Annotated in this window: 22 protein-coding genes; 4 read left to right on the forward strand and 18 right to left on the reverse strand. The window is 69.9% G+C overall.

Annotation, left to right across the window (positions count from 1 at the left end):
* Positions 1-69: 69 nt before the first annotated feature.
* The 6 genes from N8I86_RS09065 to N8I86_RS09090 form a co-directional block, all read right to left on the reverse strand.
* Positions 70-1,098 carry a helix-turn-helix transcriptional regulator gene (locus tag N8I86_RS09065; RefSeq protein WP_123438446.1) on the reverse strand — a complete coding sequence of 343 codons (1,029 nt, stop codon included), beginning with the start codon at positions 1,096-1,098 and terminating at the stop codon, positions 70-72.
* 14 nt (positions 1,099-1,112) lie between these two features.
* Positions 1,113-2,066, reverse strand: coding sequence for a helix-turn-helix transcriptional regulator (locus tag N8I86_RS09070; protein ID WP_073899682.1), 954 nt, complete (start codon positions 2,064-2,066; stop codon positions 1,113-1,115).
* A 161-nt stretch (positions 2,067-2,227) separates the two neighbouring features.
* Positions 2,228-2,608, reverse strand: a complete 381-nt coding sequence (locus N8I86_RS09075) for an FKBP-type peptidyl-prolyl cis-trans isomerase (RefSeq protein WP_073899684.1) — start codon at positions 2,606-2,608, stop codon at positions 2,228-2,230.
* A gap of 87 nt (positions 2,609-2,695) precedes the next feature.
* On the reverse strand, positions 2,696-3,697 hold the full coding sequence (locus tag N8I86_RS09080) for an FKBP-type peptidyl-prolyl cis-trans isomerase (RefSeq protein WP_073899686.1): 1,002 nt from the start codon (positions 3,695-3,697) through the stop codon (positions 2,696-2,698).
* 142 nt (positions 3,698-3,839) lie between these two features.
* A complete protein-coding gene (pafA, locus tag N8I86_RS09085) occupies positions 3,840-5,201 on the reverse strand; it encodes a Pup--protein ligase (RefSeq protein WP_073899688.1) in 1,362 nt (453 codons plus the stop codon).
* Between the two features lie 9 nt (positions 5,202-5,210).
* Positions 5,211-6,470, reverse strand: coding sequence for an MFS transporter (locus N8I86_RS09090; RefSeq protein WP_263277541.1), 1,260 nt, complete (start codon positions 6,468-6,470; stop codon positions 5,211-5,213).
* 162 nt (positions 6,471-6,632) lie between these two features.
* Between N8I86_RS09090 and N8I86_RS09095 the strand changes: the two genes are divergently transcribed.
* Positions 6,633-7,649, forward strand: a complete 1,017-nt coding sequence (locus N8I86_RS09095) for a LacI family DNA-binding transcriptional regulator (RefSeq protein ID WP_263277542.1) — start codon at positions 6,633-6,635, stop codon at positions 7,647-7,649.
* Between the two features lie 71 nt (positions 7,650-7,720).
* Here N8I86_RS09095 and prcA read toward each other — a convergent pair whose 3' ends face one another.
* The 6 genes from prcA to arc all read right to left on the reverse strand — a co-directional run bounded on the left by prcA (position 7,721) and on the right by arc (position 13,854).
* Positions 7,721-8,458, reverse strand: coding sequence for a proteasome subunit alpha (gene prcA, locus N8I86_RS09100; RefSeq protein ID WP_073899694.1), 738 nt, complete (start codon positions 8,456-8,458; stop codon positions 7,721-7,723).
* Positions 8,459-8,521: 63 nt separating this feature from the next.
* Positions 8,522-9,367: a proteasome subunit beta gene (gene prcB / locus N8I86_RS09105; RefSeq protein ID WP_263277543.1), complete on the reverse strand. Its 846-nt coding sequence runs from the start codon at positions 9,365-9,367 to the stop codon at positions 8,522-8,524.
* Positions 9,319-9,912: an endonuclease VII domain-containing protein gene (locus tag N8I86_RS09110; protein ID WP_263277544.1), complete on the reverse strand. Its 594-nt coding sequence runs from the start codon at positions 9,910-9,912 to the stop codon at positions 9,319-9,321. Before N8I86_RS09110 ends, prcB begins: the two co-directional genes overlap by 49 nt.
* A gap of 39 nt (positions 9,913-9,951) precedes the next feature.
* Positions 9,952-10,170 carry a ubiquitin-like protein Pup gene (locus N8I86_RS09115; protein WP_073899701.1) on the reverse strand — a complete coding sequence of 73 codons (219 nt, stop codon included), beginning with the start codon at positions 10,168-10,170 and terminating at the stop codon, positions 9,952-9,954.
* A 172-nt stretch (positions 10,171-10,342) separates the two neighbouring features.
* Positions 10,343-11,854, reverse strand: a complete 1,512-nt coding sequence (gene dop, locus N8I86_RS09120) for a depupylase/deamidase Dop (protein ID WP_351943782.1) — start codon at positions 11,852-11,854, stop codon at positions 10,343-10,345.
* A gap of 233 nt (positions 11,855-12,087) precedes the next feature.
* Positions 12,088-13,854, reverse strand: coding sequence for a proteasome ATPase (arc, locus tag N8I86_RS09125; protein ID WP_073899705.1), 1,767 nt, complete (start codon positions 13,852-13,854; stop codon positions 12,088-12,090).
* Between the two features lie 519 nt (positions 13,855-14,373).
* Between arc and N8I86_RS09130 the strand changes: the two genes are divergently transcribed.
* Positions 14,374-14,676, forward strand: a complete 303-nt coding sequence (locus tag N8I86_RS09130; protein WP_073899707.1) for a ferredoxin — start codon at positions 14,374-14,376, stop codon at positions 14,674-14,676.
* Between the two features lie 6 nt (positions 14,677-14,682).
* On the opposite strand, the gene N8I86_RS09135 is transcribed toward N8I86_RS09130, so the two are convergent.
* The 3 genes from N8I86_RS09135 to N8I86_RS09145 all read right to left on the reverse strand — a co-directional run bounded on the left by N8I86_RS09135 (position 14,683) and on the right by N8I86_RS09145 (position 18,040).
* Positions 14,683-15,264: a hypothetical protein gene (locus N8I86_RS09135; protein WP_263277545.1), complete on the reverse strand. Its 582-nt coding sequence runs from the start codon at positions 15,262-15,264 to the stop codon at positions 14,683-14,685.
* A 230-nt stretch (positions 15,265-15,494) separates the two neighbouring features.
* Positions 15,495-16,397 (reverse strand): tRNA (adenine-N1)-methyltransferase, encoded by a 903-nt coding sequence (locus tag N8I86_RS09140; protein WP_073899711.1) that lies wholly within the window; start codon positions 16,395-16,397, stop codon positions 15,495-15,497.
* Positions 16,398-16,435: 38 nt separating this feature from the next.
* The gene (locus tag N8I86_RS09145) at positions 16,436-18,040 is read right to left on the reverse strand and encodes a site-2 protease family protein (RefSeq protein ID WP_073899713.1); all 1,605 of its coding nucleotides are present in this window, start codon (positions 18,038-18,040) and stop codon (positions 16,436-16,438) included.
* 178 nt (positions 18,041-18,218) lie between these two features.
* Here N8I86_RS09145 and N8I86_RS09150 point away from each other — a divergent pair, with 178 nt between their 5' ends.
* Both N8I86_RS09150 and N8I86_RS09155 read left to right on the forward strand, forming a co-directional pair.
* On the forward strand, positions 18,219-19,403 hold the full coding sequence (locus tag N8I86_RS09150; protein WP_317633599.1) for a RecB family exonuclease: 1,185 nt from the start codon (positions 18,219-18,221) through the stop codon (positions 19,401-19,403).
* A gap of 81 nt (positions 19,404-19,484) precedes the next feature.
* Positions 19,485-20,156, forward strand: coding sequence for a response regulator (locus tag N8I86_RS09155; protein ID WP_073899715.1), 672 nt, complete (start codon positions 19,485-19,487; stop codon positions 20,154-20,156).
* Positions 20,157-20,222: 66 nt separating this feature from the next.
* On the opposite strand, the gene N8I86_RS09160 is transcribed toward N8I86_RS09155, so the two are convergent.
* From N8I86_RS09160 to N8I86_RS09170, 3 genes are all read right to left on the reverse strand, one after another.
* On the reverse strand, positions 20,223-21,803 hold the full coding sequence (locus N8I86_RS09160) for an ABC transporter substrate-binding protein (protein WP_123438437.1): 1,581 nt from the start codon (positions 21,801-21,803) through the stop codon (positions 20,223-20,225).
* 99 nt (positions 21,804-21,902) lie between these two features.
* Positions 21,903-23,507 (reverse strand): ABC transporter substrate-binding protein, encoded by a 1,605-nt coding sequence (locus tag N8I86_RS09165; protein ID WP_073899719.1) that lies wholly within the window; start codon positions 23,505-23,507, stop codon positions 21,903-21,905.
* A 455-nt stretch (positions 23,508-23,962) separates the two neighbouring features.
* Positions 23,963-24,664 carry an HAD family hydrolase gene (locus tag N8I86_RS09170; RefSeq protein WP_263277546.1) on the reverse strand — a complete coding sequence of 234 codons (702 nt, stop codon included), beginning with the start codon at positions 24,662-24,664 and terminating at the stop codon, positions 23,963-23,965.
* Positions 24,665-24,766: the final 102 nt, after the last annotated feature.

Consider the following 24,766-nt stretch of genomic DNA (forward strand, 5'->3'; position numbering starts at 1 on the left):
AAATCCCTCGCTCCTTCGTAGCTGGTCGCCGACACCCGGGCCGCGGCGGCCGGTGCCGCCCACCGCGGCTCACTCCGGCCGCTCGTCCCCGCCGCCGGCACCCCGCACCGCGACCGGCGGCACGTCGTACGCCGCCAGCGCCTGTCCGGCCGCGCTGCGGGCACTGTCGGCCAGCTCCGGCGGCGAGACGATCCTGCCGTCGCGGCCCAGCCGCAGCGCCAGCCGGCGCAGGGACGCCGGATCGGGGGTCCGCAGAGTGATACGCAACCCGCCGTCCGGAAGCTCATCGGCGCTGTCGTGCGGGTAGTACTCGGCGACCCAGCGGCCGCCCGGACCGACCTCGACGACGACCTCCGGATCCTCCGCCGCCGGCTGCACCAGCGCCTCGGACAGATCCCGCAGCTCGATCTCCGGCGGCGCGGACGGCTCGTCCAGGATCCGGATCTCCGCGACCCGGTCCAGCCGGAAGGTGCGCCGGGCCTCCGAGCGCCGGCACCACGCCTCGACGTACGTGTGCCCGACACTGACCAGGCGGATCGGGTCGATCTCGCGCTCGGTGACCTCGTCACGGGCCGGCGAGTAGTAGCGGATCCACAGCCGGCGGCGCTCGGAGATCGCCCGGTCGACATCGGCGAACACCCCGCCCTCGGACTCGAACGTCACCGACAGCCGGGAACTGGCACCGGCCACCTCACCGGCCGCCGTCTCCACCTTCGCGGTGGCCCGCAGCAGGGCCTGGCGGTCGCTCTCCCGCAGCCCCGGCAGCGTCGACACGGCACGGGCCGCCACCAGCAGCGCGGTGGCCTCGTCGGCGGCGAGCCGCAGCGGCTCCGCCGCCTCCTCGCCGAGCGCCGCCGGGTTGTGCCACCAGATGCGCTCGCCGTCGGTGTCGATGTCCAGCAGATCCCCGCCGCGGAAGCTCGTCCCGCACATCGGCAGCAGATCGAGGTCGGCGACCAGCTCGTCCTCGCTGATGCCGAAGGCACGGGCGACGTCCGCGATCCGGGCACCCGGACGCTCCCGCAGATAGGTCACCAGGGAGAGCATCCGCCGGGTCTGGTCGATGGCGTTCACGGGCCTGGCCGGTTTGCCTGCCACTGTCCTGCTCCCCCTCAGCCCTTGGCCACGGCACGCAGCCGGTCCACCACGTCCGCCCGCAGCTCGGCCGGTTCCAGCACCACCACGTCGGGCCCGAACTCCACCAGCCAGGCATCCAGACCGTGCCCGTACGGGATCTCCAACTCGTCCCAGCCGTCACCGAGTTCCCGCACCCCGACGGCCTTCGCCCGCAAGGGGTAACCGGCACCTGACCGCAGCCGGATCAGCGCCGAACGGTCCGCGATCTCCCCCGCCCAGCCCGCCACGGTCTCCCGCACGGTGACGACGTCGGGCACCGGCGCGGTGAAGCCCGTACCCCGGGAACGCACCCGGCCCGTGATCCGCGAGAGCCGGAAGACACGCTCGGCGCCCCGGTCCCGGTCCCAGCCCGCCAGGTACCAGTGGCCGCGCCAGCACTCCAGCGCCCACGGCTCCACATGCCGCGGCTCCGGATGCACGGCGGAGGCCTTGCGGTAGTCGAACAGCACCGGCCGGCGGTCCCGGCAGGCCAGCATCAACGGCTCGAAGGCCGCCTCGTGCACCGGGATGCGCGGCTCCAGCGCCCCGTGCGCCTCGTACGGATCGACGTCCTCCGGCAGCCCCGCCGCACGCAGCTTCTGCAGGGCGCCACTGGCCGCACCGGCCAGCCGGGCCTGCTGCCACACCTTCGCGGCCAGACCCAGGGCCGCGGCCTCCTCGGCGTCCAGGGTGATCGGCGGCAGCCGGTTGCTGTCCCGGCGGGCGAGATAGCCGACCTCGCCCTCGAGGTTCTCCACCGTCTCGATGACCAGGCCCAGCTCGCGCAGGTCGTCCTTGTCACGCTCGAACATCCGGTTGAACGAGTCGTCGTTCCCCGCTTCGAGGTAGGCCTCGATGGACTCGCGCAGCTCACGCTTGCTGAGCGGCCGCCGTGTCCCGAGCAGACACAACGCGAGGTTCATCAGCCGCTCGGCCTTGGCAATGGCCATCGACGCCCTTCGCCTTCCCTATGGTGCTTCCGACCGATGACCGTACCGCTCCCAGGTGTCCGGACAAAAGCCGGACCAGGAAGGTGACCCCTCCTGATCGGCAAGCGGCAACGAAGAAGGGCCCGCGCGTACCGCACGGGCCCCCTTCCGACCGGATCCGGTCAGCGCCTGGTCACACCGACCAGGTCGCAGACGAAGATCAGCGTCTCACCCGGAGCGATACGGCCACCCGCACCGCGGTCGCCGTAGGCCAGATGCGCGGGAATGACCAGCTGACGGCGGCCACCCACCTTCATGCCCTGCACGCCCTTGTCCCAGCCCTGGATGACCTGGCCGACACCGAGCTGGAAGTCCAGCGGGGTACCGCGGTTCCAGGAGGCGTCGAACTCCTCACCGGTGGAGAACGCGACGCCCACGTAGTGGACCTTGACGAAGTCGCCGGCCGAGGCGACCTCGCCGTCGCCCTCCCAGATGTCCTTGATCTCGAGGTCAGCCGGGGGCTCGCCGCCCGGGAAGTCGATCTCGGGCTTCTCGATGCTCACGTCAAAAGCTCCTGCTTGTGTACGACACGAAACGCGGACAGTCTTTCATCCCCGCAGCTCTCCCGCCCGCCACGGACGCACCGCGCCCTACATCGCGGCGAGGATGTCCACCGTGAAGACCAGGGTGGAGTCCTTCTTGATGACCCCGCCGGTCGGCGGCTTGTCGCCGTACCCCAGCTCCGGCGGCACCACGACCAGCACCCGGCTGCCGACCTTCTTGCCCGTCAGCCCCTGCGCCAGACCCTTCACCGTCTGCTCCATCTGCTCCAGCGAGAACTGGCTCAGCCGGCCCGAGCCGTACGTCCGCTGGAAGGTCTTCCCGCCCTCCCAGACCAGGCCCTGGAACTGGCACAGCACCGTCTGGTCGGCCTTCAGCTCCGGACCGTCACCCTCCAGCACATACGCCGACACCAGCTTCTTCGGCGGGTCCGACTTCGGCACCGTCACCTTCGGCACCTGCCCGTCGGTGTTCGTGGCCACCTTCGGCAGCGCCGGATCATCCTGAGCCACCGGCTTGCCCTGGGCGGAACTCTTCGAGTTGAAGGACTCGATCAGATCGATCACGAACACCAGCGTGTCCGTCCCCTTGATCCCCGCGTCCGGCTGGCCCGCCTTGCCGTACCCCAGCTCCGGCGGCACCGCGATCTCCACCCGGCTGCCGGTCTTCTTGCCCGCCAGCGCATACCGCCAGCCGTCGATGATCGTCCCCTGCGCCAGCTGCATCAGCAGCGGACGCCCCCGGTCGTAGGAGTTGTCGAAGACCTTGGCGGTGTCCCAGATCTGGCCCAGGTAGTTCGCCTGGATGAAGTCGTTCTCCGCGATCGTGCGGCCACTGCCCGCGATCACCGTCTTCACCGCAAGGTTCGGCGACGGATCCCCCGTCCCCTTCGCCACGGTCGGCTTCTCACCGAACTTCTTGCCCGCCGTGATCGCCGGCAGGGGCCCGTCCACGATCTTCGGCGGCGGCGCGCTCGACACCGAGGGCGACGGCGAGGCGCCCTTGCTCGCGCCGGACTTGTCGTCACCGCAGGCGGAGAGCGTGACGAGTCCCGCGGGAAGGGCGGCGAGGAGGAGTGAACGTCGGCGCACGGAAGGCCTCGTAATCGGTCGATCTTGTGGTGGGCGTGCGCGCAACTCTACGACGTGAGAAGGGCGCCGTACGGTAAACGTACGGCGCCCGTGTGGCGTTCCGGCATTTCAGGGCCCGAACGCTTGACTCGCCCGCTTTTCGCTACATTCCGGCGATCAGCTTCTCCACCCGGTCGTCCACCGAACGGAACGGGTCCTTGCACAACACGGTCCGCTGCGCCTGGTCGTTGAGCTTCAGATGCACCCAGTCCACCGTGAAGTCCCTGCGCTGCTCCTGCGCCCGCCGGATGAAGTCACCGCGCAACCGCGCCCGAGTGGTCTGCGGCGGCACCGACTTGCCCTCGAAGATCTTCAAGTCGTTGCAGATCCGGGCGGCTTGCCCCTTCTTCTCCAGCAGGTAGTACAGACCACGACGACGGTGGATGTCGTGATACGCGAGGTCTATCTGCGCGACCCGCGGATGCGACATCGTCATGTTGTGCTTCGCCCGGTACCGCTCGATGAGCTTGTACTTCATCACCCAGTCGATCTCGGTGCCGATCCGGTCGAGCTCCTCCGTCTCGATCGCGTCCAGCGTGCGGCCCCACAGCTCCAGCACCTGCGCGACCGTACCCGTACGGATACCGCGCCGGTCGCAGAAGTCCACGGCCTTGTCGAAGTACTCGCGCTGCACCTCCAGCGCCGACGCCTCCCGGCCACTGGCCAGACGCACCTTGCGCCGGCCGGTGATGTCATGACTGACCTCCCGGATCGCCCGGATCGGGTTCTCCAGCGTGAGGTCACGCATCACCGTGCCCGCCTCGATCATGCGCAGCACCAGATCGGTCGCCCCGACCTTCAGCAGCATGGTCGTCTCGGACATGTTCGAGTCGCCCACGATGACGTGCAGCCGGCGGTAACGCTCGGCGTCCGCGTGCGGCTCGTCGCGGGTGTTGATGATCGGACGGGAACGCGTCGTCGCCGAGGAGACGCCCTCCCAGATGTGCTCCGCGCGCTGGCTCACGCAGTACACCGCACCGCGCGGCGTCTGCAGCACCTTGCCCGCACCGCACAGCAGCTGCCTCGTCACCAGGAACGGAATGAGGATGTCCGCGAGCCGGGAGAACTCCCCGTGCCGTGCCACCAGATAGTTCTCGTGACACCCGTAGGAGTTGCCCGCCGAGTCGGTGTTGTTCTTGAAGAGGTAGACGTCGCCCGCGATTCCCTCCTCGTGCAGGCGTCGTTCCGCGTCCACCAGGAGTCCTTCGAGAATGCGCTCGCCGGCCTTGTCGTGGGTGACCAACTCGGTCACGTTGTCACATTCGGGTGTCGCGTATTCCGGATGCGATCCCACGTCGAGATAGAGCCGGGCGCCGTTCCGCAGAAAGACATTGCTGCTACGGCCCCATGACACGACACGGCGGAAGAGGTACCGCGCCACCTCGTCAGGCGACAGGCGGCGCTGTCCCCTGAACGTGCACGTGACGCCGTACTCGTTCTCCAGCCCGAAAATGCGGCGGTCCATGACTGAACATTACGCCCGATCCCCCGAGCTGAAACGGGGTTCGGCAGCACGATTTGGATCATTTTCCGATGAAGCCGCAACGACCGCGCCCCGCGCGGGAGCTGCGAGGACCCGCCCCGTGGCCAGCAGGACCAGCAACGACACCGCCCCCGCCGCCCCCGGCAGCGCGAAACCCCACAGCGTGCCCCCCGCCTGGACCACCGGCCCCGCCAGGCCCGTTCCCACCGACGCGCCTACGGTGAACGTCGTCACAAGCCAGGAGAAAGCCTCGGTGACCGTCCCCGCCGGCGCGTGCCGGTCCACGATGATGAACGCACAGGCGATGCACGGCGCCAGGAACACACCCGACACCACACTCAGCAACACCATCGCCACCGCACCCGGCATCAGCATCAGCGGCAGGTAACACACCGCCAGAAGAGCCACCAGCACCCGCAGTCGCCGCTCCGGCACACCCGCCCACCGCCGGGCCCCGTACACCGTCCCGCCGGCCAGCGCACCCAGCCCCAGCCCCGCCATCAGCCACCCGTACACCGCGTCCCCACCGTGACCGTCCGCGTACGACACCGACGCGACCGTGATGGAACCCAGCGCGATCCCCACGAACAGGAAGGCCGCCAGCAGCGCCAACAGCCCCGGCGAACGCAGCGCACCCAGCCAGTGCGCCTCACGCGGAGCCGACCGCCACGCGCGCGAAGGCGGCGACACCACCACCGACAGCGCACCCAGCACACCCAGCAGACTCAGCACCAGCAGGGCCGCCCGCTCGTCCCACACCGACACGCACACCGTCACCAGCAGCGGCCCGACCGTGAACATGATCTCCTGCGCCACCGCGTCCATCGCGTACGCCGTGTGCACCTGCTCCTCACGGCGCAGCACCGACGGCCACAGCGCCCGCAGACCGCCCTCCAGCGGCGGAGTGAACAGACCGGACGCCGCAACCGCCGCGTACGCCACCGGCAGCGGATCCGTCCCCGAGAAGGCGAAGACCGTCATCGCGAGCGCCGAGAGCACCGCCGCCGGAAACTGCACCCGCGGCTGCCCGTACAGGTCCACCAGCCGGCCCAGCATCGGCTGGCCCACGGCGTTCGCCACGCCGTACACCGCCGCCAGCGCGCCCGCGAGGCTGTACGTGCCGCCCTCCGCGCGCACGAACAGCACCAGCGCGATCGCGGCCGTCGCGTTGGGCAGCCGCCCCACCAGGGTGCCCGTGAGCAGCCGCAACGCGTGCCGCGCCCGCAGGATCTCCAGGTATCCCGTGGCCATGTCCAGCCTCCAACGGCTCGCCCGGGACGCCTCGACGGCCCGAAGTGTTACGTATAACGCCCCCCGTCATACGTACCATGTGCGCAGTTCACCCGTCCAGACGACCGTACGTGAGCCCCGGACACCCCGACGGCGAACCACCAGAAGAGGAGCACGCCCCCGGTGGCACGCAGCAGCACGCGCCCGACCAGCCGTGACGTCGCCCAGGCAGCCGGAGTCTCCCAGGCCGCCGTCTCCCTCGTCCTCGGCGACAAATGGCGCGGCCGCGTCTCCGAGACCACCGCCGAACGCGTCCGCGAAGCCGCCCGCGACCTCGGCTACCGCCCCAACCTCGCCGCCCGCAACCTCCGCCTCGGCCACACCCGCACCGTCCTCCTCGTCGTCCCCGCCCTCACCACCGAATTCTTCGCCGGCGTCTACACCGGCGCCGCACGCGTCGCCGCCGACCACGGCTTCGGCGTCGTCCTCTACCCCTCCCCCGAAGGCATCGGCCCCGCCCGCGACCCCTTCGCCTCCGCCCAGGCCGCCCTCGACGGCGTCATCGCCTCCTCCATGGCCGCCGACGCCCTCACCGCCATCCGCGGCGACCAACTCCCCCTCGTCATGCTCGACAGCGACCCCAACGGCAGCCTCGGCGCCGCCACCGTCAACCTCGACATCACCGACGGCATCCGCCAGATCACCGACCACCTCCTCACCCTCGGCCACCGCGACGTCCTCCACCTCGCCGCCGACGTCCCCTCCTGGACCTTCGACGTACGCCGGCACGCACTCGCGGCCCGCATGGCCGCCACACCCGGCACCCACCTCCGCACCGCCCACGCCCCGATCTCCATCGAAGGCGCCCTCACCGCCACCACCACCGCACTCACCGCACCCGGCCCCCGCCCCACCGCCATCGTCTGCGACGACGACAAACTCGCCGCCGGCGCCTACAAAGCCCTGCGCCGCCTCGGCCTGCGCATCCCCCAGGACATCTCCGTCACCGGCCTCGACGACCTCGCCCTCGCCACCGCCCTCGACCCCGAACTCACCACCGTCCGACTCGACGCCGAACTCTTCGGCGAACGCGGCATGCACGCCCTCCTCGCCGTCCTGGACGGCCGCGAGCCCGACCGCCAGGACATCCCCGTCCACCTCGTCGTCCGCGGCTCCACAGCCCCGCCACACACCCCCTGAACGGCCGCGTGCCCCGCCCGGGAAACCCGGACGGGGCACACACCGTCGATCACGGACCGGCCGAACGACCGCTACTCCTCCTCGGCGCTCTCCGCCTCCGTCGCCGCCCCGCCCGCCTCCAGCAGACGCGCCAGCTGACGACCCACGATCCGCTTGAACTTCCGCTTCTGCGGACGCGTACGGTCCAGCACCGCCACCTCCAGCCGCTCCGCGGGAATCTCCCGCTCACTGCCATTGGTGTCCCGCGACAACGCCTGCACGGCCAGCTTCAGAGCCTCCGCCAGCGTCATCCCCTCACGATGCCGCTGATCGAGGAAACTGCTGATCTGCTCCGCGTTGCCACCCACCGCCACGGAACCGTGCTCGTCCACGATCGAACCGTCGTGCGGCAGCCGGTAGATCTGATCGCCCTCAGGCGTCTCCCCCACCTCCGCCACGACCAGCTCCACCTCGTACGGCTTCTCGGCCGCCGAGGAGAAGATCGTGCCCAGCGTCTGCGCGTACACGTTCGCCAGACCACGCGCGGTCACGTCGTCCCGGTCATAGGTGTACCCACGCAGATCCGCGTACCGCACCCCACCGATCCGCAGATTCTCGTACTCGTTGTACTTCCCGGCGGCCGCGAAGCCGATCCGGTCGTAGATCTCGCTGAACTTGTGCAGCGCACGGGACGGGTTCTCACCGACGAACACGATGCCGTCGGCGTACTGGAGAACGACCAGGCTGCGGCCCCGGGCGATGCCCTTGCGGGCGTACTCCGCCCGGTCGGCCATGGCCTGCTGAGGTGAGACATAGAACGGCGTCGACACCGGTTATCCGTCCCTTTCTGTCATGGTCACTGGATCACCTTGAAAACACACCGCGGCCCGCGCTCAGAGCAGGGCGGCCTTGGGACCGTCCGGCTCCTCCAGACGCTTCTGGAGCACCGCGCGCGCGACCCCGGAGGCCTCGTCCTCCGTGAGCCGGCGGAAACCGTCCTCGGTGATCACCGTGATGATCGGGTAGATCCGGCGGGCGACATCGGGACCACCGGTCGCCGAGTCGTCGTCGGCCGCGTCGTAGAGGGCCTGCACCACCAGCGTGGTCGCCTGCTCCTCGGACAGGTCGTCACGGAACAGCTTCTTCATCGCACCCCGCGCGAAGATCGAGCCGGAACCCGTCGCCGCGAAATGGGTCTCCTCGGAACGCCCGCCCGTCACGTCGTACGAGAAGATCCGGCCCCTCTCCCGGTCCACGTCGTACCCCGCGAACAGCGGGACGACGGCCAGACCCTGCATGGCCATCCCCAGGTTCGACCGGATCATCGTCGACAACCGGTTGGCCTTGCCCTCCAGCGACAGCTGGGCGCCCTCGACCTTCTCGAAGTGCTCCAGCTCCAGCTGGAACAGCTTGACCATCTCCACGGCGAGACCCGCCGTGCCGGCGATACCGACGGCCGAGTACTCGTCCGCCGGGAACACCTTCTCGATGTCCCGCTGCGCGATCATGTTCCCCATCGTGGCCCGGCGGTCACCGGCGAGGACCACACCACCGGGGAACGTCACCGCCACGATGGTCGTCCCGTGCGGCGCCTCGAGCACACCCTGCGTGGGCGGCAGCTGCCGCTTGCCCGGCAGCAGCTCGGGCTGGTGCTCGGAGAGGAAATCCATGAACGAGGAGGATCCCGGCGTCAGGAAGGCAGCTGGTAGACGCCCGGTGCCACGAGTATTGGCTTCCACGAGTTTCCTTCCAGGTAGGCGGCGGCCCGGCGGACGGCGTCGGGATCGTCTCCCAACTTGCCGATGGCCGAATTGCAGTTGAAGCACAGTACGCCACGGACCCTACCCGTCTTGTGGCAGTGATCCACATGTACGGCCGGAGCGTTCAGGCAGATCACACAGAGTCCGCGCTGGGAGACGACCATCGCGTCCCGCTGGGCCTCGGTGAGCCCGTAGGAGCGCTTCAGGTGATCGGCGCGCCCCTTCTGGGCACGGCAGGCTTTGCAGCTTGTCGACAGCCCATCGGAAGCCGTCGCGTTGCGGTGCCACTCACTGTGCGGCTTGATCACCCCGCAGCGTCGACAGAACTTGTGCCCCTCCGGTGTTTCCACCGGGGGTCGCACGTTTTTCCCCTTGGCCAGTTGCCGCGCCTGATGGTAGGCAGCCGCGCATTCCCGGCAATAGGCCTGCAGCCCGTCACGCACAGCCTTGTTTCGCGCGAACGCCGCCCGCGGCTTGTTCTGCTTGCACCGCGAGCAGCGCTTCGCGTCGTCTAGGCCTTCCAACTTCCGACTCCCCCGCCACCTTCGATTCGAAGGAAGAACCTACTCTCCACCCTTCTGAACGAAGGAGCGCACGAAGTCCTCGGCATTTTCCTCTAGGACATCGTCGATTTCGTCCAGCACCGAGTCCACGTCGTCCGACAGCTTCTCGTGCCGTTCCTTGAGGTCTTCCGAGGCCTGTGCTTCCTGCGTCTGCTCCTCGGCCTGTTCGGTCGAGTGCGTCGCCTTCTGCTGGCCGCCGCCGGTGTCCTTGGTTGCCATAACCCTCACCCCGCTCAGTTCGCCTGCCGATCGGTGATGATCAGACCCTACAAGCCGGGTCCGACATCGGCCCCGCAGTTTCCACAACGTGCGGGGGCCACCTCGATGATTCCCGGGCGGGGGGATTTCCACCCCGCCCGCCCGGAGCGGTACGAGTACCCGCTGGTCGCGCTCAGCCGCCTGACAGGACCCTGACCAGGTCTTCCGCGGTGCGGCAGCGGTCGAGCAGTTCCTTGACGTGATTTCGCGTTCCGCGTAGCGGTTCCAGGGTTGGGACGCGCTGCAGCGAGTCGCGGCCGGGGAGGTCGAAGATGACCGAGTCCCAGGAGGCGGCGGCGACGTCGTCGGCGTACTGCTCCAGGCAGCGGCCGCGGAAGTACGCGCGCGTGTCCTCCGGCGGCTTCGTACGGGCCCTGTCGACCTCGGCCTCGTCCAGGAGCCGCTTGATGCGTCCGCGGGCCGCCAGGCGGTTGTAGAGGCCCTTCTCGGCCCGTACGTCGGCGTACTGGAGGTCGACGAGGTGGAGCCGGGCGGCGTCCCAGTCGAGGTCGTCGCGGCGGCGGTAGCCCTCCATGAGTTCGCGCTTGGCGACCCAGTCGAGTTCGCCGGCGAGGCTCATGGGGTCGTTCTCCAGCCGGGTGAGGGTGTCCTCCCAGCGGCTGAGGACGTCCGTGGTCTGGTCGTCGGCGTCGGCGCCGTGGCGTTCCTCGACGTACTTGCGGGCGAGCTCGAAGTACTCCATCTGCAGCTGGACGGCGGTGAGTGTGCGGCCGCTGCGGAGGGTGACGAGGCGCTTGAGGGAGGGGTCGTGGGAGACCTGGTGGAGGGTGCGGACGGGCTGGTCGACGGCCAGGTCGACGGCGATGAAGCCGTCCTCGATCATGGACAGGACCAGGGCGGTGGTGCCCAGCTTGAGGTAGGTGGAGATCTCGGAGAGGTTGGCGTCGCCGATGATGACGTGCAGGCGGCGGTACTTCTCCGCGTCGGCGTGGGGTTCGTCGCGGGTGTTGATGATGGGGCGCTTGAGCGTGGTCTCGAGGCCGACCTCGACCTCGAAGTAGTCCGCGCGCTGGCTGAGCTGGAAGCCGTGTTCGTGGCCGTCCTGGCCGATGCCGACGCGGCCGGCGCCGGCGAAGACCTGGCGGGAGACGAAGAAGGGCGTGAGGTGCCGCACGATGTCCGAGAAGGGGGTCTCCCGCTTCATCAGGTAGTTCTCGTGCGTGCCGTAGGAGGCGCCCTTGTTGTCGGTGTTGTTCTTGTAGAGGTGGATGGGCTGGGCGCCGGGGAGCTGGGCGGCGCGTTCGGCGGCCTCGGCCATGATGCGTTCGCCGGCCTTGTCCCAGAGGACGGCGTCGCGGGGGTTGGTGACCTCGGGGGCGCTGTATTCGGGGTGGGCGTGGTCGACGTAGAGGCGTGCGCCGTTGGTGAGGATCACGTTGGCGAGGCCGATGTCCTCGTCGGTGAGCTGGCTGGAGTCGGCGGCCTCCCGGGCGAGGTCGAAGCCTCGCGCGTCGCGCAGCGGGTTCTCCTCCTCGAAGTCCCAGCGGGCCCGGCGGGCCCGGTGCATCGCCGCGGCGTAGGCGTTGACGATCTGGGACGAGGTGAGCATGGCATTGGCGTTGGGGTGGCCGGGGACGGAGATCCCGTACTCCGTCTCGATGCCCATTACTCGCCGTACGGTCATGCGGCCCTCCTTGCCCGGCGGCACCCTCGGTCGTGGGCGTCGCTCAAGTACCGCTGGCGCTCCGGTGCGTGTGCGGTGCCCGTCCCCGCACTGCGCGATTCGGCGGTAGGAACGAGCCTAGAACGCCTTTGCGCTGGTGGGGAGATCATTTGCGTCATTGGCTGCTCCGGTCGTGGCCTGAAAAACGCAAGGGCTGCGGGTACCCGGTGAGGGCACCCGCAGCCGCCCTGCTTTTACAGGTACTGACCGGTGTTCGCCACCGTGTCGATGGAGCGTCCCGTGTCCGCGCCCTGCTTTCCGGTGATGAGGGTACGGATGTAGACGATCCGTTCGCCCTTCTTTCCGGAGATCCGGGCCCAGTCGTCGGGGTTGGTGGTGTTGGGCAGGTCCTCGTTCTCCTTGAACTCGTCCACGCAGGCCTGGAGGAGGTGGGAGACGCGGAGGCCCTTCTGGCTCTTTTCGAGGAAGTCCTTGATCGCCATTTTCTTGGCGCGGCCCACGATGTTCTCGATCATGGCGCCGGAGTTGAAGTCCTTGAAGTAGAGGACTTCCTTGTCGCCGTTGGCGTAGGTGACTTCCAGGAAGCGGTTTTCCTCGGATTCGGCGTACATCTGCTCGACGGCCGTCTGGATCATGCTCTGGACGGTGGTGGCCTTGTCGCCGCCGTGCTCGCCGAGGTCGTCGCCGTGCAGGGGGAGGCGTTCGGTGAGGTATTTGCCGAAGATGTCCTTGGCGGCCTCGGCGTCGGGACGCTCGATCTTGATCTTCACGTCGAGCCGGCCGGGGCGCAGGATGGCGGGGTCGATCATGTCCTCGCGGTTGGAGGCGCCGATGACGACCACGTTCTGGAGGCCTTCCACGCCGTCGATCTCGGCGAGCAGCTGGGGGACGATGGTGTTCTCCACGTCCGAGCTGACGCCGGATCCGCGGGTGCGGAAGAGGGATTCCATCTCGTCGAAGAAGACGATGACGGGGGTGCCCTCGCTGGCCTTCTCGCGTGCGCGCTGGAAGACGAGGCGGATCTGCCGCTCGGTCTCGCCGACGTACTTGTTGAGGAGCTCGGGGCCCTTGATGTTGAGGAAGAAGCTCTTGCCGGCGGCTTGGCCGGTGACCTCGGCGACCTTTTTGGCGAGCGAGTTCGCGACGGCCTTGGCGATGAGTGTCTTGCCGCAGCCGGGGGGGCCGTAGAGCAGGACGCCCTTGGGCGGGCGGAGCTCGTGCTCCCGGAACAGGTCGGGGTAGAGGTACGGCAGCTCGACCGCGTCGCGGATGGCCTCGATCTGGCCGCCGAGGCCGCCGATCTGCTCGTAGCCGATGTCGGGGACTTCTTCGAGGACGAGTTCTTCGACCTCGCTCTTGGGGACGATCTCGTAGACGTAGCCGGAGCGCGGTTCGAGGAGCAGGGCGTCGCCGGGTCGGATGGTGACGTCCAGCAGCGGCTCGGCGAGCCGTACGACCCGTTCCTCGTCGGTGTGCCCGAGGACGAGGGCGCGTTCGCCGTCCTCGAGGATCTCCTTGAGGGTGACGATGTCGCCGACGCTCTCGTACTCCATGGCCTCGACCACGTTGAGCGCTTCGTTGAGCATGACTTCCTGGCCGCGCCGGAGGTCGTCGAGCTCGACGCTGGGGCTGACGTTCACGCGGAGCTTGCGGCCGCCGGTGAAGATGTCGGCGGTGCCGTCCTCGTTGGCCTGCAGGAAGACTCCGAAGCCGGCCGGCGGCTGGGCGAGCCGGTCGACTTCTTCCTTGAGGGCCACGATCTGGTCGCGGGCTTCGCGGAGTGTGTTGGCCAGTCTTTCGTTCTGGGCGGACACGCCGGCCAGGTTCGTCTGCAGCTCGACGATCCGCTCTTCGAGAATCCTCGTGTGTCGCGGAGAGTCGGCGAGCTTACGTCGCAGGACGGCGATCTCCTGCTCAAGGTAGGCGATCTGCCCGGCCGGGTCGTCGGACCCTCGTCCCGGGCGGATGCCGCGGTTCATGTCGTCGTCGTGGGCTGCCACGGTCCTCACCTCCTCCAAGGGGAGCTGGACGCTTCCAGACCCTACCTGGGTGGGTGTCGATTGAAACCCCTAGATCATAAAGACTGTCAAGGTGTGTCGTCGGTCACCCGGTGCGCTCTCCCTCGCACGGAGGGGATACCCACTCAACGTGAGGGGGAAGCAGCCTGTTCCAAGCACGGGGTGGTCAAATTCCTTCATTACTGGCCGGAGTTGTCCAGTCGGGCTGGGTGGCCCCGGTGCGGGCAGCCGCGAGGGCGCTCGTACGGTCATCACGCAGAGCGACGGTCGGGTCGGACGGGGTCACCGCCGGCGGGGCCTGAAGTGTGCGGGTCCGTGGCGGGGGTACCTCTGTTCCCGGTCGGGCCCTCGTACCCGGGGGCCGGGGGCGGAGACCGCGTGGCGGTGGAGGACGGCCGTGTTCCGGGCGGAGGTAGGGTCGGGGGTGTTCAACAGCCGCTGGAGCGGAACCGGCTGGCCCTCGGGGTGCCGGGACCGCCCGGCGAACCGACGGCAGGAGAGATGACCGTGCAGCAGGAGGCCCCGGGCGGCGAGGCGCTGGAGGTCTGGATCGACCAGGACCTGTGTACCGGCGACGGGATCTGCGCCCAGTACGCCCCCGAGGTGTTCGAGCTGGACATCGACGGGCTGGCCTATGTGAAGGGCGCGGACGACGAGCTGCTGCAGGCCGGCGGGGCGACGACGCCGGTGCCGCTGCCGCTGCTGGCGGACGTGGTGGATTCGGCCAGGGAGTGTCCCGGGGAGTGCATCCATGTGCGCCGGGTTTCGGACAAGGTCGAGGTGTACGGGCCCGACGCGGAGTAGTCCGGTTCAGACGCTGTGGGCCCCGGCCGGGGTGGAGCGGAGGAAGGCGCTGCCGTTCCACCGCCACGTGGCCGGGGTCTTCACGTCGGGGCAGCAACTGGGTACGTCGTCGGAGGAGTAGCCGAGGAGGGTTGCGGCGACCGTCCCCTCGCGTATCGCGAAGTCGGTGACGGTGAAGCGGTCCTTGGGGTCGACGAGGGTGGCGACCACGCGGGGCTTGGGGCTGCCGGCGGAGCGGGTGAGGACGTAGACGCCGTCGGGCGGGGTGCCCATGGGGGCGTCGCAGTGGACGACGGCGACGGTTTCGGGCCTGCCGTCGCCGTCGAGGTCGCCGGTGGTCTTCTTGACGACGATCGCCTTGACGGGTCCGCACTGCAGCGGGAAGGCCACGCCGGTGGTGCTGGGCGGGGCCGCGGCGGCGGGGGCGGACTGGGTCCGGGTGGCGGGGGCGGTCTGGGCGGCGGTGGCCGATCCGGGCTGGACGACGGAGGAGAGCGCGACGACGCCGGCGACGGCGGTGGCGGTCGCCACCCAGTGGATGGGCCGGGTCTGGGTGTGGGCGAGCTCCGGAACGGCGGATTGCTGCACTAGGAGTGTCTCCTGCGAGGGCTGTGCCGGTGGGGGTGGCCAGCATGGTGCCACACGTCACAGTGCGGGGGAACGGCGGGGTCCGGGATTTCCGCGGGGTGGGTCCGGGCGGGGCCGTGGGGGCGCGGGAGTATTGGTGTCCTGTCAACGGACGGGCGCCGTGCCCGAGTTCCCCCTGTGGTGGGGGAACTCGGGCACGGCGCCCTTGCGTTGTCCGGGTGTGCGGCCGGTCAGCGGCCGGTGCCGCCGTCGGCGTTGGGGCCGGCGTAGTCCTCGCCGTAGGCGCCCTTGGCGGGGCGGCGGCGGCGCATGGGGGGCTCGACGCCGTCCGCGAGGCGGCGGGCGGTGAGCAGGAAGCCGGTGTGGCCGATCATGCGGTGGTCGGGGCGGACGGCCAGGCCCTCGATGTGCCAGTTGCGGATCATGGTCTCCCAGGCGGTCGGCTCGTTGAAGCAGCCGATCTCCCGGATGGACTCGACGGTCCGGGCGAGCTGGGTGGTGGTGGCCACGTAGCAGCAGAGGATGCCGCCGGGGACGAGCGCCTTGGAGACGGACTCCAGGCATTCCCAGGGGGCGAGCATGTCGAGGATGACGCGGTCGACGTCGGTGTCGGACAGGTTGTCCTGGAGGTCGCCGACGGTGAGCTGCCAGGCGGGGTGCGGGCCGCCGAAGTAGCGCTCCACGTTGGCCTGGGCGATCTCGGCGAAGTCCTCGCGGCGCTCGTAGGAGTGCAGCATGCCCTGGTCGCCGATGGCGCGCAGCAGGAAGCTGCTGAGCGAGCCGGAGCCGACGCCGGCTTCGACGACGCGTGCGCCGGGGAAGATGTCGGCGAAGGCGAGGATCTGCCCCGCGTCCTTGGGGTAGACGACGGCTGCCCCGCGGGGCATGGACAGGACGTAGTCGGGGAGCAGGGGGCGCAGCGCGAGGTAGGCGACGTTGCCGGTGGTGCGGACAACGCTGCCCTCGGGAGCGCCGATCAGTTCGTCGTGCGGGAAGGAGCCCTTGTGGGTGTGGAAGTTCTTCCCGGCTTCGAGCGTGAACGTGTAGTGGCGGCCCTTGGGGTCGGTCAGCTGTACCTGGTCCCCGACCTTGAAGGGCCCGCGCCTGCGGGCGGCACCGGTCGGTTCGGACATGTGAACAGACTACCGGCCTTTGCGGGGGCCGCGGACCACTACGGCGTGGGCCTGGCCATGGCCTTGACGAAGGCGCGTTCGACGTCGGCGGCGGACAGGACGCCGTAGATCTCGCCGCTCTCCTCGACGACGAGGTACTCGGTGGCGGGGGTGGCGCGCAGGGTGTCGAGGAGTTCCTCGCCGGACAGCTCGGCGGAGACGCGCATGCCGTCGGTGAGGTCCTGGGCGAGGCCGCTGACGGCGACCCAGGGGCGTCGGTGTTCGGGTACGCCGACGATGGCGGCCTCGCGGACGAGGGAGAGGGGGTGGCCGTCGGCGTCGACGACGACGAGGGCGCGGGCGCCGGCGGCGTTGGCGCGGCGGAGGGCTTCGGAGAGGGGGGTGTCGGTCTCGACCGGTACGGCGCGGCGGGTGAGGGTGCGGGCGCGGAGTTCGGGGAGGTGTTCGCGCAGGCGGGCCATGCGGAGGCTGTTGCCGGCGCCGGTCCAGATGATCGCGGCGAGGATGGCGGCGAGCAGCGCGTCGGTGACGGTGTCCATGCCGCCGGTGTCCTCGCCGCTGCCGCCGAGGGCGCCGGACTGGTTGAGCAGGGGCAGGCCGATGAGGACGGAGACGGCGAGGGCGCGGCCGACCCAGGCGGCGGCGACGGTGCCGGTCATGGGTTTGCCGCTGAGCTTCCAGACGACGGCGCGGAGCATGCGGCCGCCGTCGAGGGGGAGGCCGGGCAGGAGGTTGAAGATCGCGACGATGAGGTTGGAGACCATGAGTCCGGCGAGCAGGACGCCGGGGACGGTGCCGGGTTCGACGGGTTTCATGGCGAGGTAGAACAGGCCGGCGAGGACGAGGGAGAGCAGGGGGCCGACGAAGGCGAGGACGAATTCGCGGCCGGGGGTCTCGGCTTCCTTCTCGATCTCGGAGACGCCGCCGAAGAACTGGAGCTGGATGCGGCGGACGGGGAGTTTGAAGCGGATCGCGGCGACGGTGTGGGCGAGTTCGTGGACGAGGACGGAGGCGTAGAAGGCGACCGCGAAGAAGAGGGAGACGAGGTAGCGGGCGGCGCCGAGTTCGGGCAGGACGCGGTCGAGCTGGCCGCCGAAGACCCAGGTGATGAGGGCGGCGACGAGGAACCAGCTGGGGGCCACGTAGACGGGGACGCCGAAGGGGCGGCCCATGAGGATGCCGCCGCCGGGTTCTTTGGGCCGTGGCCGGGGCGGTGCGCCCTTGGCGATCCCGGAGTGTGCGAGGGAGCGGTGCTCGGCGTGGTCCGTGTGCTCGGCGTGGGGCGCGGGGCGGGGGGCCTGGTGGTGGGGGTCGGCCTGGGGGGTGCTGTCGCCGGGGGCAGTGGGGGTGCCGGTCCCGGGGGTGTCGTCGGTGCCGGTCGTCACGGGTCGGGTGCCGGTTTCCGGCTGCCGGGCGGGCTCGTCGTCGGCCGTGGGGCGGTCCGGGTGGGGGGTGTCCTGTGCGGGGGCGGGGGTCGCGGACGGTTCGGGCCGGTCCTGCCCGGGCGTGGGGGGCTGGGGCCGTGCGGGCCCGGGGCCGGGGTGATCGGTGGGTCCGGTCGCCGGGGCCGTTGGACCTGCGGGGTGCTCGGCCGGCTCGTCGTTGCCGGACCGCGGCTGCCCGCTCCCGCCGCTCACGTCCACGGTTTCCCCTCGTTCGAAGCGTCCTCCGCGCCTGACGGGGCGGAAGGGTCTCTGGTCGATGGTATGCGGCCGTGGTGGCGTGTTTCGCCCCGGCACCCCTTGTGTTTGCCCCGTGGTGGGGTGGCCGACGCGGTCGCGGGCTGGGTCACTGTCGGTGGCGGGCCGTATGGTCTGTGGAATGGACAGCAGCATCGAGGAGGCGGGGCCCCGGGCGGGCGGCGCCGATGAGACGGAACCGGTCGTCCCGGGGGGGCCGAGGGCGTCCGGGGCGGCGCTGCCGGCCCAGGCGGGACCGGTCCCCTCGATGGGCGGCGCCGCGGGCGGGCCGGAGTCGGACGTGGCCGCGGGCGGTCCGGTGGCGTCCGGCGCCGGTGAGGCGGATGCCGGGACCGGTGCCGGTGAGGCGGATGCCGCGATCAGTGAGGCGGCGCCCGTGCCGGCCGCGGCGCGTGCCGCGACCGGTGAGGCGGAGTCCGGGGCCGTTGAGGAGGCGTCCGGGGCCGGCGGGGAAGGGGCGCCGGTGGCCGGGCGGGTCGCGGTGGCGCCGTCGTCGCTGTCTCCGTCGCGGGCCGGTGACTTCATGCAGTGTCCGTTGCTGTACCGGTTCCGGGTGATCGACCGGCTGCCGGAGAAGCCCAGTGAGGCGGCGACCCGGGGGACGCTGGTGCACGCCGTGCTGGAGCGGCTGTTCGACGCGCCGGCCGGGGAGCGGACGGTGCCGCGGGCCAAGGCCTTGATCCCGGGGCAGTGGGACCGGTTGCGGGAGAGCAGGCCGGAGGTGACCGAGCTGTTCGCGGACGATCCGGAGGGCGAGCGGCTGGCCCGCTGGCTGGCGGAGGCCGAGCGGCTGGTGGAGCGCTGGTTCTCGCTGGAGGATCCGACGCGGCTGGAGCCGGCCGAGCGTGAGCTGTTCGTGGAGGCGGAGCTGGAGTCGGGGCTGCGGCTGCGCGGGATCATCGACCGGGTGGACGTGGCGCCGACGGGCGAGGTGCGGATCGTCGACTACAAGACGGGGAAGGCGCCGCGGGCGGAGTACGCGGACGGCGCCCTGTTCCAGATGAAGTTCTACGCGCTGGTGGTGTGGCGGCTGAAGCGGGTGGTCCCGCGCCGGCTGCAGCTGGTCTATCTGGGCAGTGGGGACGTGCTGACGTACGACCCGGATCTCGCGGATCTGGAGCGGGTGGAGCGCAAGCTGCACGCGTTGTGGGAGGCGATCTCGCAGGCGACACGGACGGGGGTGTGGCGGCCGCGGCCGACGAAGCTGTGCGGCTGGTGCGACCACCAGGCGCACTGCCCGGAGTTCGGGGGTACTCCCCCGCCCTATCCGCTGCCGGTCGTGGAGTCGGGTCCCGGGGTGGGCTGAGCCGGTGCCGGGGGTGCCCCGGCGGCCCGTCGACGGGGTCGCGCAGGGCAGAATGGGGCCGGACTAGCGAAGGAGTGTCACGTGGCGATCCGCGTCCTACTGGTCGACGACCAGCCGCTGCTGCGTACCGGGTTCCGCATGATCCTGGAGGCCGAGCAGGACCTCGCGGTCGTCGGCGAGGCCGGCGACGGTCTGCAGGCCCTGGACCAGGTGCGGGCCCTGCAGCCGGATGTCGTGCTGATGGACATCCGGATGCCGCGGATGGACGGTGTCGAGGCGACCCGGCAGATCACCGGTCCGGGGCGGGACGGCCCGGCGAAGGTGCTGGTGCTGACGACGTTCGACCTGGACGAGTACGTGGTGGAGGCGCTGCGGGCGGGTGCGAGCGGCTTCCTGCTGAAGGACGCGCCGGCGAACGAGCTGGTGCAGGCGATCCGGGTCGTGGCGGGCGGTGAGGCGATGCTGGCGCCGAGCATCACCCGGCGGCTGCTGGACAAGTACGCCACGCATCTGCCGTCGGGTGAGGAGCCGGTGCCGGACACCCTGCACACGCTCACCGACCGTGAGGTGGAGGTGCTGAAGCTGGTGGCGCGGGGGCTGTCGAACGCGGAGATCGCGGCGGACCTGTTCGTGAGTGAGACGACGGTGAAGACGCACGTGGGGCATGTGCTCACCAAGCTGGGGCTGCGGGACCGGGTGCAGGCGGCGGTGTACGCGTACGAGAGCGGGCTGGTGCGGCCGGGCGCGCAGTAGCCGGTACGACGGCGAAGGGCGCCCCCTCCCACCGGGTGGGAGGGGGCGCCCTTGTGGTGTCCGGGGTCAGCTCTTGTGGAGTTCCCAGAACCGGAACACCGTGGAGGCGTCCAGGCAGTACTCCAGGCCGTAGACGCCGTCGCGGACGACGGCGTACTGCTTGCCCTGCCAGACCGGCAGGATGGGCAGTTCGTCGGCGACGATGTCCTGGAGGCGGCCGAAGTCCTTGTCGGTGGCGGCGCGGTCGCTCTGTGCGGCGGTGCCGGGGATGAGGGATCCGGTGATGGTGCGGTTGCTGTAGTGGTTGGCCAGCACGTTGCCCTTGCCGAAGAAGGGTGCGGTGAAGTTGTCGGCGTCGGGGTAGTCGGGCACCCAGCCCTTGACGTAGACGCCGTAGCGGCCCTTGGCGATGTCCTTCTCGTACTGGTCGAAGGCGACGGACTTGACGTCGGCGTCGAACAGGCCGCTGGCGTTGAGCTGGCCGGCGATGGCCTTCAGTTCCTCGTCGGTGGCGGGGCCGTAGCGGGACGGCGTGGACCACAGGGTGAGCTTGACCTTGCCGGTGATGCCGTCGGCGCGCAGCGCGGCGGCGGCCTTGGCGCGGTCGGGTCGGTCGCCGTAGATGTCGAAGAAGGCGGTGTTGTGGCCGGCGATGCCCGCCGGGATGATCGAGTAGAGCGGGGTGGCGGTGCCGTCGTAGACGTTCTTGATGAGGGCTTCGCGGTCGATGAGGTGGGCCATGGCCTTGCGGACGCCGAGCTTGCCGGCGACCGGGTCCTTCATGTTGAAGACGAGGTGCTGGACCTCGGCGCTGCTGCCCTCGATGACGTCGACGCCCTTGGTGTCGCTCTGCCGGTCGAGGTCGGCGACGTCCGTGGCGGTCAGGCCGCGGTAGGCGATGTCGATGTCGCCTTCGAGGAGGGCGCGCTTGAGGGCGGGCTGGTCGCCGTGGAAGAACTTGAGGGTGACTCCGGAGTTGCTGATCTCGGAGGTGCCCCGGTAGTTGCCGTTGACGGAGAAGACGGCCTGGTCCTTGTCGAAGGAGTCCAGTTTGTAGGGGCCGGAGCCGACGGCCTTGTGGTCGGTGCGCAGGCCGTCGGCGTCGTACTGGCGGTGGTCGACGATGGAGCCGGCGCCCGAGGCGATCTTGCTGGGGAAGGTGGCGTCGGGCACCTTCAGGTGGAAGACGACGGTCTTCTCGTTCGGGGTGTCGACCTTCCCGAGCATCGGGAACATGATCGCGGGACCCGCGGGGTCGTCGATCTTCCTCATGCGGTCGAAGGAGAACTTGACGTCCTCGGAGGTGAGGGCGTCGCCGTTGCTGAACTTCAGGCCGTCCTTGAGTTCGCACCGGTAGACCATGGCCCGGGTGTCGGTGAAGGTGCATTCCTTCGCCAGTTCGGGCTCGGGTTCGGTGCCGCCCTTGGGGAAGCTGAGGAGCGTCTGGAAGACGTTGTCGAACAGTATCCAGGAGCCGGGGTCGTAGCCGGATGCCGGGTCCGTGGCGAGGACGTCGTCGGACATCCCCATCACCATGGAGGAGCCGGTGCCCCCGGAATCACCGGTCTCGGAGCCACAGCCGGTCAACAGGCCGGAGGCCAGCCCCGCCACGACGGGCAGGACTGGCCACTGGTTGCGCATGTTCACTTGAATTGTGCCTTGTCGTCGGTTCGTCACACCGGAGCCACCGTCCTGGCGCCGGTTCCCCGGGGGCCGTCGTGCCTGGCCCCCGGGTTGAGAGAGCCGTCAGCCGCTCACACCGCGGCCGAGCTCCCACAGCTGGAGCGTGGAGGAGGAGTTGAGGGCGTAGGCGACGCCGGTGATGTCGTTCCGTGCGCCGACGTACTGCTTGCCCTGCCACAGCGGCAGGACGGGGACGTCCTCGGCGACGATGTCCTGGATCTCGGTCAGGCTGTTGGAGGCGCCGATGCGGTCGGCCTCGCGGCGGGACTGCGGGATCAGGCTGCGCTGGATGGTGGTGTTGGAGTACGGCGAGCCGAGGAAGTTGTCCTTGTCGAGGAAGGGCGCGAGGAAGTTGTCGGCGTCCGGGAAGTCGGGGAACCAGCCCATGCCGTAGACGTCGTACTGGCCCTTCTGCTCGGCGGGGCGGAAGGTGGCCCAGGGGTGGCCCTTGATGGAGACGTCGAACAGGCCGCTGTTGTTGAGCTGCTTCTGCAGGACCTGGAACTCCTGCTTGGTGGCCGAGCCGTAGTGGTCGGTCGTGTAGTGCAGGGTCAGCTTCACCGGGGTGGTGATGCCCGCCTTGCCGAGCAGGTTCTTGGCCTTGTCGACGCTGGGGTTGCCGTACTTGTTGAAGAACGAGTTGGAGTGGCCGGTGACCGTGGCCGGGACCAGCGAGTACAGCGGTTCGGCCTGGGTGCCGTAGACCTTGGCGACGAGTTCGCCGCGGTTGATGATCTGGGCCATGGCCTGGCGGACGGCCTTGGACTTGACCGTGGACGCGGTGGTGTTGAAGGCCAGGTAGCGGATTTCCAGGCCGGGCATGTCGACGAGGTCGACGCTGTCGCTGCTGCCGCCGTCGAGCTTCTGGATCTGGGCGGGCGACATGGTGCGGGTCATGACGTCGACGTCGCCCTTGTCGATGGCGGTGCCCATGGCGTCGGCGTTGTCGTAGGCGCGCAGCACGACCTCGTCGTTGTTCACCGTCACGCTGCCCTTGTACGAGGGGTTCTTGGTGAAGGTGGCGCTGGCGATCGCGTCGCCCTTGACGTCGGCCTTGAAGGTGTAGGGGCCGGAGCCGTCGACGTCGAAGCCGTCGCGCAGCTTGTCCTTCTGGTAGTCCTTCGGGTTGACGATTCCCGCGACCGGGGTGGACAGCTTGTACGGGAAGGTGGCGTCGGCCGTCTTGAGGTGGAAGACGACCTCGCGGTCGCCCTGCGTCTCGATGGTGTCGATCGTGTTCAGCAGGGCGGCGACACCGCTGTCGGCGTCGATGCGCAGCGCACGCTCGATGGAGAACTTGACGTCGGCCGCGGTCACCGGGTCGCCGCTCGCGAACTTCAGGCCCTCACGCAGCTTGCAGGCGTAGCGTTCGCTGCCGCTGTCGGTGAAGGTGCAGCTCTCCGCGGCGTCCGGGATGGGGTCGCCCTCGCCCTTGGGCTGGGCCATCAGGGTCTGCACGGTCTGGCGCAGGACGTTCCAGGTGCCGACGTCGTAGGCGTAGGCGGGGTCGAGGGGGGCCGGGGCGTCGGCGGTGGCGGTGAACCGGTCCGTGGTGCCGACGACGATGGCGTCGCCGCTGTTGCTCCCGCTGTCGGACGTGCCGCACGCGGCGAGAACCGGGGTGAGGAGGCCGGCTACTGCCGGCAGCACCAAAGTCTTGCGGTTCATGCGGGAGTTTCTCCAGAGCTGTTCGGGTCCGTGTAACCGGCATGCATGGGTGGTGCGGCGGGTCACGGGGGTTGCGGCGATGTTCTCGCGATGAGATTAGTCCGCGCGCGCAGGAGGGTTCGCGGCCGCGCGAGTTGACCCTTCATCACGCAGGGGAACCGGGCGAGGACGCACCGAAAACCCGACAGCGGCAGGATTAGTGCAGCTTCCCATCAATCGGGACACAAGGACCCGCCGTTTCGGGCCGAACGGGGTGGACCAGCACAGCACGGCAACGTTGTCGAGGTCGTCGGGCGTGGGGAACCTCACACCTGTAACTGTGCGGGGAGTCAGTGCATTCCGGCCGCTCGGCCGACTTGCATTTCCCCTCGTGTTCCCCTCGGGTTCCACTCGGGTGTACTTCCCCGGGAATGTGTCCAACCCGGCTGGATGGACATTGCACGCTGGGTGAACGGCTAGCGCATTTCCGTCATCAGGCTGCGCAGAAATGCCAGGTCGACGGCTTCGAGAGAGGGGACCACGGTACGTCCGGCGGCCGGGGTGATGGGGGCGACGGAGGGGACGGCGACCACCCGGCAGCCGGCGGCCTCGGCGGCGGCGACGCCGGTGGCGGTGTCCTCGACGACGGCGCACCGGGAGGGGTCGGCGCCCAGGCGGGCGGCGGCCATCAGGTACGGGTCGGGGAAGGGCTTGGTGCGGGAGACCTCGTCGCCGGCGACGGACAGGTCGAAGTGGTGGGGGCCCAGCACGGTGAGCACCCGGTCGATGATGCGCCGGTGGGAGGCGGAGACCAGGGCGGTGGGGATGGCGTGTTCGTGGAGTTCGGCGAGCAGCCGGGCGGCGCCGGGCATCAGGGGCAGGGCCTGGCCGATGCGCTCCTCGAAGCCGTCGTTGAGCAGGACGGCGAGTTCGGCGAGCGTGATGGCGGCGCCGGTGGCCTCGATGAGGAAGCCGGCGCTGCGGGTCATGGGGCCGCCGACGACGACGTGCCGCCAGGAGTCGTCCAGGGTGTGGCCGAGGGCGGCGAAGACCTCCACCTCGACGTCCCACCAGAAGCCCTCGGTGTCCACCAGGGTGCCGTCCATGTCGAGGAGGACCGCCTGCAGGGCGGAGCCTTCGGCCGTACGGGTTCCGAGCGCGGGGACCGTGCTGGTCATCCTGGCGCACCTCCTCGGGGGACGACCAGGCCGGTTCCCGTGCGGGGAACCGGCCTGCGGTGGACCGACCAGTGTACGTCTCCGGCGCCCGAAGCGCCTCGT

Origin of the sequence: Streptomyces albidicamelliae (genome assembly GCF_025642175.1) — a bacterium.
GTDB classification, from domain to species: domain Bacteria; phylum Actinomycetota; class Actinomycetes; order Streptomycetales; family Streptomycetaceae; genus Streptomyces; species Streptomyces albidocamelliae.